The organism is Streptomyces sp. SLBN-8D4 (assembly GCF_049739545.1).
Classification (GTDB): domain Bacteria; phylum Actinomycetota; class Actinomycetes; order Streptomycetales; family Streptomycetaceae; genus Streptomyces; species Streptomyces canus_C.
This window is the reverse complement of the sequence record NZ_JBMGQC010000001.1, coordinates 6,195,013-6,212,580: the sequence shown is the minus strand read 5'-3', so window position 1 is coordinate 6,212,580 and position 17,568 is coordinate 6,195,013. Positions and strand designations below refer to the sequence as shown.

Sequence of the window (17,568 nt, the reverse complement as noted above, 5' to 3'; positions counted from 1 at the left end):
GATCCTTCCCTGCCTTCATTGCCTACCCATGAATCGAAGGGTCCAACGGAACCAAGCATTTGGATTGGATCAGTAATGACAGTCACTGAGACCGTTGCAAACTTCACCGCGCCACGTGGCGGGAAAGTCGGTCCGAACGGGCTATCAGGCTGACTCGTGAAGTCCGGGAGTCTCCCCGGAGGCCCGGACAACAGGAGTCCGGGTCCCCACCGTGCCCGGGGACGAGAGTGGCTACTGCGTGGATTCGAAGAACGCGGCCTGGTTCTTGCCTGCCGTCTTGGCTTTGTAGAGAGCGGTGTCGGCGTCCCGCAGGGCTTCTGCAGGCGTGATCGGTCTGGTGACGCTCCTGACCCCGATGCTCGTCGTCACGTGCACCGAATGGCCGTGCCCGAGGGTGAAGGGGGCTGTGATGGAGTCGAGAATGCGCGTGGTGTATTCGTGCAGCGTGCTCGCGTCCACGCCTTCCACTAGGAGTGCGAACTCGTCGCCGCCGAGTCTGGCCACCAGGTCCTGCTCGCGGACCCTGCCCGTCAGCCGCCGTGCGATGTCCACCAGCAGTTCGTCTCCGACCGAGTGTCCCAGCGTGTCGTTGACGTCCTTGAAGCCGTCGAGATCGAGCATCAGCAGTCCTGCGCAGGCAGCGGTGGAGCACCGCTCGAGGGCGGTCTCCAGACGTTCGTTCAGGAGGGCTCGATTGGCCAGACCCGTCAAAGGGTCGTGGGTCGCCTGATGACTCAGAAATTTCTGGAGCTCCGCCTGCTCCTGCAGCGAGGCGGCGAGGGCCAAGGCTCGCGTCCTCGCGGCGGCGGCCGTCTCCTGGGCGTACCGGGCCAAGAACGCGATGCGCAGCACCAGCAGCAGCGACAGAGCCGCCATCATGCCGACGATCACGGTGACATGCATCGGTTGATCCCGAATGCCACCGACATCGGCGAGCACGATCAACGGCCCCATCAGGATGAGCGCAATCAGGATCGAGAGTCGCCGCAAGGGCATCCTCTCCTGGGTCTCGGCGAGTTCCAGCGGTCGGGCAACGGAGGAGTGCAGCGCCGCCGACCCCAGCAGGAGGGACGACACCATCCACCCCACTTCGGACACGTTCTCCGCGAGCGCGGTCCCATGCGTCGCCTCGGTCCCGTAATAGAGGCCGTCGGAGGCGAGCAGGACGAGCAGCCATCCGATGAACATCAGGGACGACGGTGTGCGCGTGCCGGTGGTGAACATCAGCCACGCGGCCAGGGACAACAGCACCAGGTCGGTGACGGGATAGGCGATGGACACCGCCATCGGCCACGCGGCAAGCCGACTGCGCAGGTAGGGGGCGATGATGAACGCCCATGCCAGAGTGGCGAATCCCAACGTGACGATTCCCGCGTCCAGCAGCCCCGCCCAATGCAGCCGGCCCGCGTGCTTCCGGGCCAGGATCACCAGGCCGGCGGTGAACAACATGTAGCTGCCGAGGTAGAACAGGTCGGCCACGCCGGGGAACGGAACCTCGGCGCCGCGGATCTGGTAGATACCCCAGATCGTGTCCGCCACCGCGTACGGTGCCATGGCTGCCGCGAACAGATACCACGGAAGGGCCGACGGCGGCCTGTTCCTGGCCACGCCCACCAGGATCGCGAAGACGACCGAGGCAGAGATCAGCACGGCCAGCAGGTAACGCGCCGAGGAGGAGGTGAGCAGGAAGGTGACGATCACTGCGGTTCCTGTTGCCGCGTACGTCCAGGCCGCCGCCTCACGGCCGGCGAGCAGCCCGGCCTGAACCTTGACCACGTCCTCATCCCGGTCCGCGTCGGCGAGGACGGGAGCGGAGCGTCTCCAGGGTGCGGCAGGCTCGGTCGAGCTCCTCCTGAAGGCGGGGGGCGGCCTGAGTCAGCGGGGCCGGGTCTCCGGCCTGGGCGTACTGTTCCAACTCTGTGCAGCAGTCGGCGAGGCCCTGGGCTCCGATGTTGCCTGCAGCGCCTCTGAGACTGTGTGCCACCTCCGCGATTTCCTCGCTGTCGTGGCGGTCCAGTGCGTGGAAGAGTGCGCTGGTCATCTCGGGGGCGCGGACGAGAAAGTGGTCCACCAGCCGGTCCACCAGTTCGTTCTCACCCGGGGAGCCGTCGCCGCGCAGTTCGTTCAGCCGCTGCTCGATGGAGTCGCGCGGCGCCTCGTCGCCGGTCTGCTGGTCGGCCGGGTTGACCCAGCGGGCGAGGATTTCTTCCAGCTCGTCCGCAGCGACGGGTTTGGAGACGTAGTCGTCCATGCCCGCGGCCAGGCATCTCTCGCGGTCCTCGGCGAGAGCGCTGGCGGTCATCGCGATCACCGGCAGGTGCGTGTCTCCCCGTGCTTCGCGGCGGCGCAGTTCCCGGGTGGTGGCGTAACCGTCCATCCGGGGCATCTGGCAGTCCATCAGCACGGCCTGATAGGTGTGTTCCTCAACCATTCGCAGGGCCTCGATGCCGTCGGCAGCGGTATCCGCGCTGTAGCCGAGGCGGGCGAGCAAGCCATGGGCCACCAACTGGTTGATCTCGTTGTCCTCGACCAGCAGCAGATGACCGCGCCGCGGTGGCCGGGAGATGGCGGGAGCGGGCGCCGTTGCGGCGATCGTCACGGGAAGTGTCCTGGTGGTGAGTTCGACCAGGGCATCCATGAGCTGGGACTGCTGGACGGGCTTGGCCAGACTGCGGGCGATGCCGGCAGCCTGCAGTTCGGCAGCGGGCAGTTGGGCGCCGGAGCTGAGCAACAGCAGCCGTACACAGGCAAGGGTCCTATCCGTGGTGATGCGGCGGGCCAGTTCCAGGCCGTCCATCCCAGGCATGTGCATGTCCAGGAGGGCCAGGGTGAAGGGGCGGCCCGCAGCCGCTGATTCGTGCAGCGCCACCAGGGCCTGGGGGCCGCTGGAGACCGTCGTCGGCTGCATGTGCCATCTGCGCAGCTGGGCATCAAGGATCAGCCTGTTGGTGTCGTTGTCATCGACGACCAGGACCCGCAGTCCACGAAGCGTGCCGGGGTCCAGAGGGGCCGGGGACGGTTCGGGGGTGTCCGGTGTGCGCACGGGTACGTCGAAGAAGAACGTGCTGCCCTGGCCGGGCCGGCTGATGACGCCGATGGAGCCGCCCATCGCCTCGGTGAGCCTCCGGCAGATGGCCAGGCCAAGCCCGGTACCTCCGTAGCGGCGGGTGGTTGAGGCATCGGCCTGGGAGAAGGCGTCGAACATCCGCTCCTGATCGGCCTCGGCGATGCCGATGCCGGTGTCGGCCACCTCGAAGCGCAGCCATGGCACATGCCCTGCGGATGGCCGGGGCGGGTCCGGGCGGACGCGGAGTACGACCTCGCCCGCTTCGGTGAACTTCACCGCGTTGGATGCCAGGTTGAGCAGTATCTGCCGCAGTCGGCCGGCATCCCCGAACACCGTCGCGGGCAGTTCGGGATGGCAGTCGCTGAGCAGTTCCAGGCCCTGGGCCTGGGCGGTCTGCGCCACCAGCGAGACGACCTCTTCCACCAGCGCCTGGGGGCTGAAGGCGACGCTGTCCAGCTGGATCTTGCCCGCCTCCAGCTTGGAGAAGTCCAGGATGTCGTTGATGAGCGACAGCAATGCCGAGCCGGCGGCCTGAATGCCCTCGGCATAGCGGCGCTGCTCGGCATCCAGCGCGGTCCCCAGCAGCAGGTCGCTCAGCCCGATGACGCCGTTCATGGGGGTACGGATCTCATGGCTCATGGAGGCGACGAACTGAGACTTCGCCTGGGACGCGGCGATCGCCTGGTCGCGCGCCTCCGCCAGGGCGGCTTCGGCATGCTTGCGCTCGCTGATGTCACGGACGAAGGCGTTGAAGCAGCGGGCCTTCGCCGACTTCATCCGCCACACTGTCAGTTCGACCGGGATCTCGTGGCCGTCGTGGTGCAGGGCGCTGAGCTCGATGCGGCGGCCCAGCACATGAGTCTCACCACCGGCCAGCACCCGCTTCAGACCTGCCGTGTGTGCGGCGCGGTACCGTTCGGGGAGAATCGTCTCGCTCAGCGGACGCCCCATCACCTCGCGGTGGCTCAAACCGAACAGCAACTCGGCGCTGTGGTTCCAGTCGATGACCAAGCCGTCCTCGTCGATGGAGACGAAGGCGTCCCAGGCGGTCTCGATGACCGAGCGGGCCTGCTCCTGCAACAACCGCAGGGCTTCCTCCCTGCGCCGCTGGCCCTCCGCCTCACGGACGAACCCGCGCACTTCGAGGGGCTCGCCCGAGGCGTCCCGCACCACCCACGATGTCGTCTCGGTCCATGTCCAATGCCCGTCGGCGTGCCGCAGCCGCAGACACACCACCACCCGGCCGTCGCGCAGCAGATCCCGCTCAGCCCACTCGAACTCCTCCACGTCGCCCGGATGCACCCAGGAAGCGACCGTCGTCCCCACGATCTCCTCCGCCGGCCGCCCGAACAACGCCGACGCCGACGCGGACACCTCCTGGTAGACGCCCGGGACGGTGCGGCGGAAGACCATGTCCGCGGAGTTCTTCACCAGAATCCGAAACCGCTCCTCGTCGTCGGCCGCGTATTGCCCTGGTGCATCCGGGGGCTTGGGTTCCATCATCCGCCTCCACATGTCGTGCTCGACCGCAAGCTGCGGCCGGGACTGCCGACAGACCGGTCGCGGTCTCGTCGGTACGGCGTCTGCGAGCGACGTGTGATCTGCAGCGTCCGCTCACGGTGGACGACCCCGAGACACAAGGTCAGCCACCTGCCCAGCGGTTGCGTAGGACTCTTCAAGCGAAGGACGAACGAGGGAAGATCGCAAATCGACCCACGGGCCGCGCTCCGGGACGGACTGGGCGGGCCTGGCCAGGACCTACCGGCGGGCTGCGGCATCCGGGTGACGGGTTGCCCGTCACCGCTTGCCCGCCGCGTCATGGACCAGTTCCCTGACGTTGATTCGGTTCCGCTCGACCGCTCACGCACGATCGCCTCCGCGCTCCTTCACGTGACCGGAGGTGCCGAACCCGGAGCGGGTCATCGAGCCCCACACCTGGGGAGTCCGGCACAGCGCGTCCCACAGGCCGCGCAACCGCCACCAAGCCGTCAGCTGGCGGTAGCCGATGTTCTCCGCGACCACCCCGACGAGGGCGCCCCAGACGTCCCGCCATCGTGTGAAACGGTGGAAGGCGTACTCCTCCACCGCGACCGAGACCAGGCTGACCACGATGGCGTAGGCGTAGGCGGCGAGCAGGAAGCGCCACAGGAAGCCAACGTCGACCGCGCCGATCAGCACGCCGAGCGGGACCAGGACGAGGCTCGCGAGCTCCACCACCGGGGCCAGCAGTTCGAAGACCACGTAGAAGGGCAGGGCCACCAGGCCGATGCGGCCGTAGCGCGGGTTGCAGATCATGCCACGGTGCTTGAGCAGGATCTCCGTCAGGCCCCGGTGCCACCGCCGCCGCTGATGGCCCAGAACCTTCAGCGTCGAGGGCGCCTCGCTCCAGGAGATCGGCTCGGTGACGAAGTCGATGCGGTAGTCGCGGCCCTGCTCGCGCATGTACCGGTGGAGACGGAAGACCAGTTCGGCGTCCTCCCCGATGCAGTCCCTGTCCATCCCACCGACCGCCACGACCGCGTCACGGCGGAAGAGACCGAAGGCGCCGGCGATGATCAGCAGGCTGCCGACCTTGGACCACCCGGTCCGGCCGAGGAAGAAGGCGCGCAGATACTCGACGACCTGAACCCGTCCGAGGAGGTCCGGGGGCACATGCGGCTCGACGACCCGTCCGGCCACGACGGTGCAGCCGTTGGCGAGACCCACTACACCGCCCGTGGCCACCACCCGCATGGGGTCGTCGCTGAAGGGTCTGGCAACCGCGAGCAGCGCCTGTGAGTCGAGGATCGAGTCGGCGTCCACCATGCACAGCAGCGGATAGCGTGCCAGGTTGATCCCCACGTTGAGCGCGTCGGCCTTGCCTCCGTTCTCCTTGCGGGCCACCACCAGGGGCACCGGCCCGCCTCTGGGCAGATGGACCGAGGCGATCCTGCCGCGTACGGGGACGTCGTCGGGCACCACGTACTCCACCCCAACCAGGTCGAAGGCGTCCCGCAGGGCGTCCAGCGTGCCGTCGGTAGAGCCGTCGTCGACCACGACCACCTCGAACATGGGGTAGCGCAGCAGCAGCATGGCCCGGATCGCTTCGACGATGCCGACCGCCTCGTTGTGGGCGGGCACGATCACGGACACGGGCGGAGTGAAGGGGCTGCTGGAGGCGTCGTCGTACCCGGCGAAGGACGCCCGCCGCAATCGCCTGACGAACTCCACGACTGCGATCAGGATCAGCACCAGGTAGGAGGTGTTGATGGCCAGGAAGTAGACGATCACCACTTCGTCGCAGATGGCGATCAGGCTGTGCGCCGGGCCGGTCAGCCACGCCCACGGATCCGCGGCCACCGTACTCACAGCGCCACCTCCGCGCGGACGTCGTGGTGTGCCCCTCCGACCGCCGATTCGGCCAGTACGGCCCTGGCCTGGGCGGCGGCCGGACCACCGGATGGATCGTCCGCCGCCGCACGCAGCGCCGCACGACCTGTCGGGCCGAGCCGTAGCAGCGCTCGGGCTGCGGTGCCCGCCACATGGGGGTCGGGGTCGTCGAGCAGGTCCGCGAGCGGGCCGGTCGCGGCGATGGCACCCAGATTGCCGAGTGCCCCGGCGGCCACCATGCGCAGGGCGACCGGCCGTCCCGGCCGGACGGCCGCGAGCAGCGGCTCCAGGCCCTCGGGCATGCCCAGCCTGCCCAACGCCCGTGCAGCTTTGATCCGCACCTCGATGGAGGGGTCCCGGTACTGCGCACGAGCGATCCGGGAGGTGTGGGAAACCGCGCCGGTCGCGCCGAGAACCTCGATCGCCACGGCCCTGACGAGCGGCTCCCGGTGCTCCAGTCCAGCCGCGACATTCCGCTGTGCCTCCGGTCCCAGCGAGACCAGCGCCATGGTGATCACACCGGGGGGTTGCCTCCGCGCTCCGCAGAGTGACTCCAGAAGGTGCGGGACGGCCGCCGGTCCCCCGCACCGGCCCAGCGCACGTGCAGCGGCCAGGCGTACATCCGGGTCACGGTCGGTCAGTAGTCGGCACAGCGGCTCGGCCGCTGGGCGGTGGGAGAGTTGCCCGAGCACCTGCGCTGCGCGCCCCCGCCGCACCGCGCTGCGGCTTCCCAGGTCGGCGACGGCGTCCACGGCGGCCCCACGCAGCTCGTACAGCCGGATCAGCGCGGTGCGGGCTCCCCCGGAGACTTTCTCCAGCAGCGCCGTCAAAGTCGGCTCCAGAGCGATCCAGGTCCTTTTGTCGATCCCCGCCAGCTGGTGCAGCAGCTCGGTCTGCTCGTCCTCATCGGCACACAGGAGCTGCAGCACGAGACCGCGCACAGGTGCCACGATCCGCTGGCGTCTGGCTTGCCGGTACTTGCGGAAGCCGCGGGCACAGACGATCAGCAGGCACATCGTCAGGATGACGGCCGTGAGGCACAGCAACGCTCTGATGACGAAACCCGTGGGGATCACCGCTCAACCCTGCTGAGCACCGCGATGACCCGGCTGGACAACTCCCGTGGGCTGAACGGCTTGATGATGTAGTCGTCGGCGCCCGCCGCGAATCCGACCTCGACGTCTCCTTCCTGCGACCGGGAGGTGATCATGATGACGGGGAGCGAGGCGGTCTCGGGCGTGGCGCGCAGTTCCCTGCAGACGTCCAGACCTGACATCCCCGGCATGCGTATGTCCAGCAGGGCCAGTTCAACCGGCTGTTCGCGCACCGCGCGGAGCGCGGCCATGCCGTCCTCCACGGCCGTGACCCGGTGACCGTTCTGCGTCAGCTTGAAGGCCACCAGATCCCGGATGTCCGCGTCGTCGTCGGCTATCAGGACATGCGCCATTGTTCTCCCTGGGGCTCCTGGGCCACGGAACTCCGGTACGACCCCGGGGGGCGCACGGCGGCCGGCAGCCGGAAAGGGCTGGATCAGATCTTCATAGACAAATTAGAGTCAATGCTTGACTTCCACCACATATGCCGCACTGCCCGAGCGGCCGCGCTCGGCCTGCTCACCGTGCGCTTGCGTGGGTCAGCCGTGGCAGGGCGAGACAGACCGTCGAGGCGGCTAGCAGAGCCGCCGCGCACGGCACCCGATAACCCGCCGCGGCCCCCGCGGCGTCGACCACCCACCCGGCCGTGGCGTAGCCCAGCGCCACACCGACCGAGAGCCCGGAGACGATCCAGGTGATGCTCTCGGTGAGTTGGGCGGACGACGCCAGGTGGTCCACCAGACCCATGGTGGTGATCAGTAGCGGTGCGACGGCCATGCCCGCCACGAAGAGCATCCCCGCCAGGGCCGCGAGACCCGGCGCGAACAGCAGCGGTGCCGTCGTCGCCACCATCGCGCCGACGCTGAGCAGCAGCCGCCGCGTGAGCGCTCCTCGCGGCCCGATCGCGCCGACGACGACGCCCGCCAGGCCCGAGCCGAGTGCGTACAGGCCCAGCAACAGTCCGGAGAGCGCCTTGTGGTGGTGTGCGCCGGCGAACGCCACCGTCGCGACGTCCACCGAACCGTAGGACGCGCCCACCGACGTAAGCGTCAGCACCAGCAGGCCGAGGCCCGGACTGCGCAGCGCCGGGCCTCTGATGTGTCGCGGCTCTGAGCGCACCGGTGGTTCCGTACGCCGCTGGACGGCGAACAGCAGCACGCCGACGGCCAGCAGTACCGCCGCCGCCAGCGGCCCGGCCCCGGCACGGACCTTGGTGGACAGTGTGATCGCCAGGATCGGGCCGACGACGTAGACCAACTCGTCGAGAACCGACTCCAGCGAGTACGCGGTGTGCAGCAGCCGCGGCGAGTTCCGGTGGATCTCCGCCCAGCGGGCCCTGACGAGCGCGCCCATGCTGGGCATGCAGCCCGCCACCGCCGCCGCCACGAACAGCGTCCAGTCCGGGGCGGCGAAACGGGCACACAGCAAGAGCGCACAGATCGCGGCGACCGTCACGGCCGTGGCCGGGAGGACGACGCGACGCTGACCATGCCGGTCGACGAGCCGGGAGATCTGAGGTCCGACAGCGGCGGCGGCGAGCGCCTGCGTGGCGGAGACGGAGCCGGCGAGCCAGTACTCACCACCGAGTTGCGACAGCATGGTGACGATGCCGACGCCGATCATCGACAACGGAAGGCGTGAAACGAAGCCCGCGGCAGAGAAGAGAAGACTGCCCGCAGGAGAGAAGATCCGACGGTAATCGGAGAGCATGAGACTCCACGCTCTGTCAGGAGCCGATCGGCACTGAGGGATCCGGTGCGGTTTCTGCGTCCTCCATCTTCAGGCATGCGGCGGTGACTCGCGACGCGACCCGGAATCCGGCCGTTCCGATGTGCGTGAGCGTGCGTTAAATGGCGAGCCGGGTTAGCTTGATGGAAGACACGTAGATGTGAAGACACACCGATGTCTCGGCGAGAAGGAGCCCGCACCAACCGGCGCCCGCAAAAGGCGCCCGCGATACACAGGCGGCGCGTACCGATCCCCGGACCCGGAGAATTCTCAATTACCAACTGGTCCCACGGGTTTCTCCGTCGCAGCCGGGTGCTGTTCGCCCAGCTCCGTCCGCCCCGTCACGTTGCCCTACTGGGAGGTGAGTTGGGGTGAACCCGCGATTGCGAGGCCGGGCCGTGACGGCCTTGGTCTGCGCAACCATCGTCGCGCTGACCGCGTTTTACTACGCATTTCCTGAGCAACGGATGATCTTCGTCGCCATTGGCGCGACCGGTGTCATCGGCATTATTCTTGGCATCGCCATCAACAATCCCGCGCATCGACTCCCGTGGCTGCTGCTCGCCGTGGGAAACCTCGCATTCGCCGCGGGCGAGGCCACCCAGATCATTCTCATCCAGCTCAAACATATCGCGTTTCCGTCGGTCGCCGACGGCTTCTATCTTGCGGCATATCCGCTCTATGCGGCCGGGTTGCTGGGCTTCGTCCACTGGCGCACGGGGCGGCGCGACCGCGGGAGTCTCGTCGACGCGCTGACGCTGACCATCGGCCTGGCACTGCTGTCGTGGCTCTTCCTCATCGAGCCGTACGCCCACGCGGCAGGCCTCACCTGGGTGCAGAAGGCGTTCTCCATGGCCTACCCGCTGGGTGACATCCTCGTCCTGGCGATGCTGCTGCGCCTGCTCGCCAGCCGGGGCGGCAAGAGCCCCTCACTCATGCTCCTGACCGCGGGCACCGTCGGTCTGCTCACCGCGGACGTGCTGTACGGCCTGATTCAGCTGCACGGGACGTGGCGCACGGGTACCGCGGTCGAACTCGGCTGGGTCGTCCTGTACGGCGCCTGGGCGGCCGCCGCGCTCCATCCTTCCATGCGGTCGGTGACGCAGTTCGTGCCATGGCGGGCCGAGACGGGCGCGGGCGGCCGACTCAGCCTGCTCACGCTGGCATCGCTCATCGCGCCGGCCATCCTCCTGGTCGAGGCGGTGCGCGAGGGGAGCGCCAACATCGGCGTCATCGGGGTGTTCTCCGCAGTGCTCTTCCTTCTCGTGCTCTACCGTCTGGCAGGCGTGGCGACGACCCACCGGCAGGCGGTCGGCCGGGAGAAGGTACTGCGTATCACGGTGTCGTCGCTGGGCGGCGCGAGCGATCTGGGGGAGGCGGCAGCCGTCGTCCACTCCGCGGTGACGGAACTGGTGCCGCACGGTCCGCGTTCGGCGCTCCTCATCGTGCCGGACGACGCCCTCTGGGTGAACGGAGAGCACGGCGGCGCGGCAGGGCCGGTGTCCGAGCAGGTGACCGCGACCATACGCGAACTGACTGCGCCCGGCGAGAGCCGCCTGGTGGCCCTGGACGGCGTGGGGCCCGATCTCGCCGCCCGCCTCACGGATCCGGGCGAGGAGCCGCCCCACACGGTCCCCGCGCTCGTCTGCCCGCTCATCTCGCAGGACCACCCTTCGGGAGATCCGCTGATCGGGGCGCTCGTCCTGGCCGGGCCCGAGCAGAACCTGCTCATGGTCCGTCAGACGCTGGCCACACTCGCCGCGCAGGCGGCACTCGCCGTGGCACGGATCTCCCTCGCCGAGGAGGTCAACCATCGCAACAGCGAGGCGTACTTCCGCACGCTGGTGCAGAACGCCTCTGACGTCATCCTGATCCTCGACGACGACGACCGGGTCCGCTACGCCAGTCCTTCCGCCGACCAGCTGCTCGGTGTTCCGGAGCTGGAGGGCACCCACCTCATCGGCCTGGTGCCGCCGCAGGACAGCCGCAGGGTGGTCGAGACGCTCGGCCGGATACGCAGCGGCGAGTACCAGACCAGGCGCGAGCACTGGCGCATGATCCGCGTCGACCGGGCGACCATCGAGGTCGAGGTGAGGTGGAGCGACCTGCGCGAGGAAGCGACCGTAGGCGGGGTGGTGCTCACCCTGCGGGACGTGACCGAACAGCGCAAGCTCGAACGCCAGCTCACCCATCAGGCCTTCCATGACTCGCTCACCGGCCTGGCCAACCGCGTGCTCTTCCAGGAGCGGGTCAACCACGCCCTGGTACAGGCCCAGCGCGATGGCACGGTGGTCGGCGTACTCTTCCTCGACGTGGACGACTTCAAGGTCGTCAACGACATACACGGCCACGGCGTGGGCGACGAGCTCCTGGTCGCGCTGTCGCTCCGGCTGCAGACCGCCGTCCGTGCCTCCGACACCGCCGCGCGCATCGGCGGAGACGAGTTCGCACTCCTGGTGGAGGGTTCCGCCGCAAAGGACGGCGTGGAGCGGTTCACCGAAAACCTGATGTCCGTGTTCGTCGAGCCGTTCCGGCTCAGCGTGGGGCCGGTGAGCACCTACGCCAGTGTCGGCGTGGCGACGACGGAAGACAGCGTCGACTCGGTCGAACTGCTCACCCACGCCGATCTCGCGCTGTACGCGGCGAAGACAGCAGGCAAACGCCAGTGGCGTCACTACCGCCCGGAACTGCAGAGTGGCATGGCCGAGCGTGCCATGTTGCAAGAAGGGCTGGACAGTTCGTCGATCGAGACGTCGTTCATGGTGCTCTACCAGCCCATCGTGGAACTGACCAGCGGTCGGATCGCCGGCTTCGAGGCGCTCGTTCGCTGGCCCCACTCCCCGCACGGCATGATATTGCCGGAGCAGTTCATCACGCTGGCCGAGGAGAGCGGGCAGATCGTCCCGCTGGGCGCCTGGGTGCTCGATCAGGCCGCGACCGAGGCTGTCCGGTGGCGGGGCTTCATGCGACGCGAACTGACAGGCGACCGCAAGGAACCCTACGTCAGTGTGAATGTGTCGCCGCGTCAGTTTCGGGACCAGGAGTTCTACAACGTGGTCCGGCGCGCCCTGGATCTCTCCGGCATCGCACCGTCGTCCCTGGTACTGGAACTGACCGAGAGTGTACTGCTGTACAACGACGAACGTATCCTGCGTGAGATGAGTTCGCTCACCGACCTCGGGATCCGCATCGCGATCGACGACTTCGGAACCGGCTACTCGTCCCTGAGCTATCTGCGTGAGTTCCCCATCTCGATCCTCAAGATCGACAAGTCGTTCGTGGACGAACTGGGGCACTCGCCCGAACACTACGCCCTGGTCGAGGGCATCACGCATCTCGCGGACTCGCTCGGCCTGGCGGTGATCGCCGAAGGAGTGGAGAACGTGAGACAGCAGGAGCTGTTGATCTCTATGGGCTGCCCGCTCGGCCAGGGGTACCTCTTCGCCGAACCGATCACGGCCGAGGAGGCGGAACAGCTCGTCCTCGCACCGCCGCTGGGCCGCCTGGCCGCGCTGCCTGTGCTGCCCGAGGAACGGAACCCGTGATGGCGTGGGGCCTCTCCCGCGAGGGGTTCGGGTCGTGCTCAGCAGAACGCCGCGCGAGGCAGGAGACCCAAGGTGTTGGAACCTGAGGACCCGTCGGCAGAGCTGGCTGAGCTGTGCCTCGTGCTGCGCAACGACGAGGACCAGTACGCGATCTGGCCCGCCGGGCGTCGTATTCCGGCCGGATGGTGCCAGATCGACGGACCGGCGTCCGCCGCGGAATGTGGGCACCTGGTCGAGCGCCTGTGGACGGACATGCGGCCCCTGAGCGCCCGCACCGAGCGGCAGCCCCCGGGATACCCGGGATCCGGGCCGGCTACGGTGCCCGAGCTGGTCCGGGAGCGGGCGCGACGGGCCCCGTCCGATCTCGCCGTGCTCTCGGACGAGGGCCGGCTCACCTACCTCGAACTGACCGCCCGCGCCGACCGACTGGCCCACGAACTGCAGGAGTCCGGCGTCGAGGCGGAGTCCGTCGTCACCGTGTGCCTCGACCGCGTGCCCGAGCTGATCGTCGCGCTGCTGGCGGTGCTGAGCTCCGGCGGCGCGTTCCTGCCCCTCGACCCGGCGACTCCGCGGCAACGGATCGTCGGGCTGGTAGGGGAGACCGGTTCGCGTCTCATCGTCTCGAGCCACGAGCATGCCCCGATGTTCGCCGGCTGCGGGGCCCGGATCCTCGACCCCGGGGCCGCCGGGGAACCGGCCACGCGTACCCCGCCGCGGGGAGCCCGAACGGCACACGGTTCCCGCCCGGACGACCTCGCCTACGTGATCTACACCTCCGGATCCACCGGCCCTCCCAAAGGCGTGATGATCACCCACCGGTCGCTTGCCCAATCCCTCACGGCGGTGGCCCGGGCATACCAGCTGACGCCCGGCGACCGGGTGCTGCACGCCGCGGCGCTCGGCTTCGACACCTCCCTGGAGCAGATCTTCGCCACGCTTATCAGCGGCGCGACGCTGGTCCTCGCGGGCACCCGGACATGGGCGCCCACCGAACTGCTGCACCGCTTCCCGGAGTACGGGATCAGCGTCGCCGACCTCACCCCCGCCTACTGGCAGCAGACCGTCTCCGTAGCGGACCGTGATGAGAGCCTCGCGTCGCTGAGGCTCGCCATCGTCGGCGGCGAGATCGTCACCGCGAAGGACTGCCGCGCCGTTCTGCGCCGGATCCCCGGCGCGCGGCTCGTCAACGCCTACGGGCTCACCGAGACCACCATCACCTCCACGCTCTGCGAACTGAACGAGGAGGTGCTCGCGGCGCCGGAGAGCGCGGTCGCCCCGGTCGGCAGGCCCCTGGAGGGGACTCACATCCATCTGCTCGACGCCGAACTGCACCCTGTGCGACCGGGCGAGCGCGGCGAGATCTACCTCGGCGGCCCGGGGCTGGCGCGCGGTGTCTGGCGGCAACCCGCCCTGACCGCACAGCAGTTCCTCCCCGACCCGCACGGCTCCGCGCCGGGCGACCGGATGTACAGGACCGGGGACCTGGGCCGCCTGCGCTCGGACGGCAACCTTGAAATCCTGAGCCGGGTCGACGACCAGATGAAGATCCGCGGGTTCCGGGTCGACCCGGCCGAGATCGAAGCCGCGCTCGTCTCCCGCCCGGAGATCGGCCAGGCGATGGTGGTGGCCCGGGCGCGCCGCCACGGCGAGCCGGAGCTCATCGCGTACTGCACGCTGGCCTCGCCGTCGGTCGGCGGCGGGACGGCGCTGCCCGCACGGCTGCGGTCGGCACTCGCCGAGGTCCTGCCGGGATACATGATCCCGGCAGCCTTCCGCGTGATGGAACGGCTGCCCGTCGCGCCCAGCGGAAAACTCGACCGCAGGGCCGTGCCGGAACCCGGAACCGCGGCGACCACGGCCGACACAGACGCAGACACAGACACCCATGAGCGTCCGGTGCCGCAGGGAATGGCCCAGTTGTGGTGTCAGATCCTGGGTGTGGACTACGTCCGTCCGCACGACAACTTCTTCGAACTGGGCGGCAACTCGCTGCTGGCCATGGAGATGCTCGCCCGGACCCGCGTCATCTTCGGAATCGGCGTCACACAGATCCGCGACCTGACCCGGTCACTGCTGCGGCGGCCGATGCTCGCCGCGTTCGCCGAGTCGGTGCGTCAGGCGCGCGCCGGCACGCTGGCGCACCCGGACGGTGGGAGCGTCGACTTCGCCGCCGAGACCGATCGGCCCGTTCCCGCGGTCGGCAGCGACGCGCCGACTCCGCATCCCCAGCACCCCGGGGACGTGCTCCTCACGGGGGCGACGGGGTTCTGCGGCGCGTACATGATCGACGAACTACTGCGCACGACGACGGGACGGGTCCTTTGCCTGGTCAGGGCCTCCGACGAGCAGGAAGGAATGAAGAGGATCCGCGCGAGCCACCAGCGGTACGTCCTCAGCGACCTGTCCAGCCCGCGCGTCCAGCCGGTCGTCGGCGACCTGGCCAAGCCCGGACTGGGGCTGTCTTCAGGCCGGTTCGAGGAGCTGGCAGCGACCATCGACGCTGTTTACCACTTCGGCGGCCAGGTCAACTTCATCTATCCGTACCATGAGCTGCGCGCGTCCAATGTCGAGGGCACATACGAGATAATCCGCCTCGCCGCCCGCCGGGCAGTCCCCGTCCACTTCACCTCCAGCATGGCCGTGCTCGCCGGCTTCGGGCCGGCTGGGGTGCGCGAGGTGACGGAGAACACGCCGTTGCGCTTCCCGGAGTACCTGTCGGTGGGATACGTGGAGACCAAATGGGTGGGCGAGGCGCTGCTCAAGAAGGCCTCCGACGCGGGCCTGCCGGTCACCGTCTACCGCCTGATGGACATCACGGGCAGCAGCGGAACCGGCGTGATGAACACCAGCAGCGAGATGGCCGCCCTCATCGACTTCATCGCACGAACCGGGCTGTGCCCCCACATCCGGCTGCCGCTGGACTTCCTGCCGGCCGACTGCCTCGCCCGCGCCATCGGACACATCTCCACCCGGCATCCCGCGTGCGGCGAGGTCTACCACCTCACCAACCCCCGTTCCACGCTGCTGGCCTCGCTCACCGAGCGCCTGCGCGGACGGGGTTACCCGATCCAGGAGATCCCGTATGCCGAGTGGGTCGCCATGCTGGTGAGGTACGCGGCGGGGCACCCCACCGACCCGATGACCGCGTTCGTCCCGCTGTTCGTCGACCGCTGCGCGCGCGCCGACATCACCGTGAGCGAGATGTACTTCCAGGACGTCTTCCCGGAGTTCACCCGCAACAACGCGGAACGGGGGCTGCGGGACGCCGGGATCGACGTTCCTCCGGTGGACGCGGAGATGCTGGACCGTTACGTCGACTTCCTCCAACACGACGACGTCCAGCCGGTGCTGAGGCGAGAACCCGGAGGGCCAGGGTGGTGAGCCGATGCCCCGACTGGGAGGCGCTGGACGTGCTGGAAGCAGCGCCCGACGGTCCGGTGGCCTTCTGCGCCGACCTCAGTCCCACCGGGCTCCTGGCGGCCTACCGCGCCGGGGTCTATCCGTTCCCGGCGGCCGACGAATACACCCGCGCGCTCAACGAGGTGCAGTTCGACGATCAGGTCCAAGCGGGCCGTATCCGGCTCGTGGGGGCGGATTCGTTCGATCCCTACGCCGTCTCCTGGTGGTCTCCCGACCCCAGGCCAGTGCTGCCCGTCTCGGCCACTCACCTCGGTCGCAGCCTCGCCCGACGGCTGCGCAACCGGCTGCCGTGGTCGACCAGCCTGGACCGGAGCTTCGAGCGGGTCGTCCGCGAATGCCGCGCCGGCCGCTCCCCCCTGTGGCTCACCGACGAGCTGATCGAAAGCCTGGTCCGCCTTCACGATCTGGGGCATGCTCACAGCGTCGAGGTGTGGGAGGACGGCGATCTGATCGGCGGCGTCTTCGGCATTCGGATCGGATCGGTCTTCAGCATGGACTCGATGTTCTTCCACCGCTCCGACGCCTCGAAGGTGGCGGTGACCGACCTCGCGGCGCGTTTTGCACAGGCCGGCGGTGTACTGCTCGACGCACAGCGGGACAGCCCGCACGTCCGCGGCCTGGGGGGCATTCTCGTACCGCGAGAGCAGTTCGTGCGAAACCTGCGCGGCACTGGGCGCGAGAGCCTCCCGATGTCCAACGCCACCTTGCCCGCTCGCCGCCTCGTCCAGCCGACGGGATCACGCTGACCGTCTTCGTCGAAGCGGCGCGCCGCAGGGCTTTGTCCGATAACCGCATGGCCCCGAACGGGGGATGCAAAAATCGTCCGATACGGGCGATGCCCGTGCGCAGGCGTACCACCGGCATACGGCGGCGCGTTGCGGATGCATGGATTACACCGTCACCACCGGTTATCTCTTCTTCGAGCGGGAAGAACAGCCGCCGTACCGGGAACGGCCCCGGGTGGGCCAGGAAGACCCTCCCATCTACGCCGCCCTGGTCAGGGAGTGGCGGGCCCGCGGCCAGATGGTCCCGGGCACCTGGGACGCGCGATGGACCGCCCTGGTATCCGCGAGTTCACCGACCGGGCGGCACCGACGCTCCATCTGCGTTCCGCCTCCGGTCCTGTGGGAACGTGTCGCCAAACCACCCCTCGTGAGTTGCGACGAGATGGTGCCCGCTCCCTGAAGCGCGCGGCCCGTCACACGGTCGCCCCTGAACTGGCAGTGATCCGCGGGTGCCGACGTCAGCGGGCCAGTGTGGCGGCGCGGCTCGAAGGAGTGGTGACGGGCGAGTCACAGGCGGGGTACCTTGCGCCCCTGCGGGGCGATCAGGGCTGCGCGTCCTC

10 protein-coding genes are annotated in these 17,568 nt (G+C 68.8%); 4 read left to right on the top strand and 6 right to left on the bottom strand.

Annotation, left to right across the window (positions count from 1 at the left end):
- Nucleotides 1–231 precede the first annotated feature (231 nt).
- From RKD20_RS28230 to RKD20_RS28205, 6 genes are all read right to left on the bottom strand, one after another.
- Nucleotides 232–1,776, bottom strand: a complete 1,545-nt coding sequence (locus tag RKD20_RS28230; RefSeq protein ID WP_424880156.1) for a diguanylate cyclase domain-containing protein — start codon at nucleotides 1,774–1,776, stop codon at nucleotides 232–234.
- A 4-nt stretch (nucleotides 1,777–1,780) separates the two neighbouring features.
- On the bottom strand, nucleotides 1,781–4,567 hold the full coding sequence (locus RKD20_RS28225) for a response regulator (RefSeq protein ID WP_424880155.1): 2,787 nt from the start codon (nucleotides 4,565–4,567) through the stop codon (nucleotides 1,781–1,783).
- Between the two features lie 360 nt (nucleotides 4,568–4,927).
- A complete protein-coding gene (locus RKD20_RS28220; RefSeq protein WP_424880154.1) occupies nucleotides 4,928–6,415 on the bottom strand; it encodes a glycosyltransferase family 2 protein in 1,488 nt (495 codons plus the stop codon).
- On the bottom strand, nucleotides 6,412–7,512 hold the full coding sequence (locus RKD20_RS28215) for a HEAT repeat domain-containing protein (protein ID WP_424880153.1): 1,101 nt from the start codon (nucleotides 7,510–7,512) through the stop codon (nucleotides 6,412–6,414). Before RKD20_RS28215 ends, RKD20_RS28220 begins: the two co-directional genes overlap by 4 nt.
- Nucleotides 7,509–7,883, bottom strand: a complete 375-nt coding sequence (locus tag RKD20_RS28210; RefSeq protein WP_142152091.1) for a response regulator transcription factor — start codon at nucleotides 7,881–7,883, stop codon at nucleotides 7,509–7,511. Before RKD20_RS28210 ends, RKD20_RS28215 begins: the two co-directional genes overlap by 4 nt.
- Before the next feature lie 166 nt (nucleotides 7,884–8,049).
- A complete protein-coding gene (locus RKD20_RS28205) occupies nucleotides 8,050–9,153 on the bottom strand; it encodes an MFS transporter (RefSeq protein ID WP_424883340.1) in 1,104 nt (367 codons plus the stop codon).
- Between the two features lie 572 nt (nucleotides 9,154–9,725).
- Here RKD20_RS28205 and RKD20_RS28200 point away from each other — a divergent pair.
- The 4 genes from RKD20_RS28200 to RKD20_RS28185 all read left to right on the top strand — a co-directional run bounded on the left by RKD20_RS28200 (nucleotide 9,726) and on the right by RKD20_RS28185 (nucleotide 17,408).
- The gene (locus RKD20_RS28200; protein ID WP_424880152.1) at nucleotides 9,726–12,803 is read left to right on the top strand and encodes a putative bifunctional diguanylate cyclase/phosphodiesterase; all 3,078 of its coding nucleotides are present in this window, start codon (nucleotides 9,726–9,728) and stop codon (nucleotides 12,801–12,803) included.
- 72 nt (nucleotides 12,804–12,875) lie between these two features.
- On the top strand, nucleotides 12,876–16,184 hold the full coding sequence (locus RKD20_RS28195) for an amino acid adenylation domain-containing protein (protein ID WP_424880151.1): 3,309 nt from the start codon (nucleotides 12,876–12,878) through the stop codon (nucleotides 16,182–16,184).
- The gene (locus tag RKD20_RS28190) at nucleotides 16,181–16,969 is read left to right on the top strand and encodes a leucyl/phenylalanyl-tRNA--protein transferase (RefSeq protein ID WP_424880150.1); all 789 of its coding nucleotides are present in this window, start codon (nucleotides 16,181–16,183) and stop codon (nucleotides 16,967–16,969) included. Before RKD20_RS28195 ends, RKD20_RS28190 begins: the two co-directional genes overlap by 4 nt.
- A gap of 139 nt (nucleotides 16,970–17,108) precedes the next feature.
- Nucleotides 17,109–17,408, top strand: coding sequence for a hypothetical protein (locus RKD20_RS28185; protein ID WP_424880149.1), 300 nt, complete (start codon nucleotides 17,109–17,111; stop codon nucleotides 17,406–17,408).
- Nucleotides 17,409–17,568: the final 160 nt, after the last annotated feature.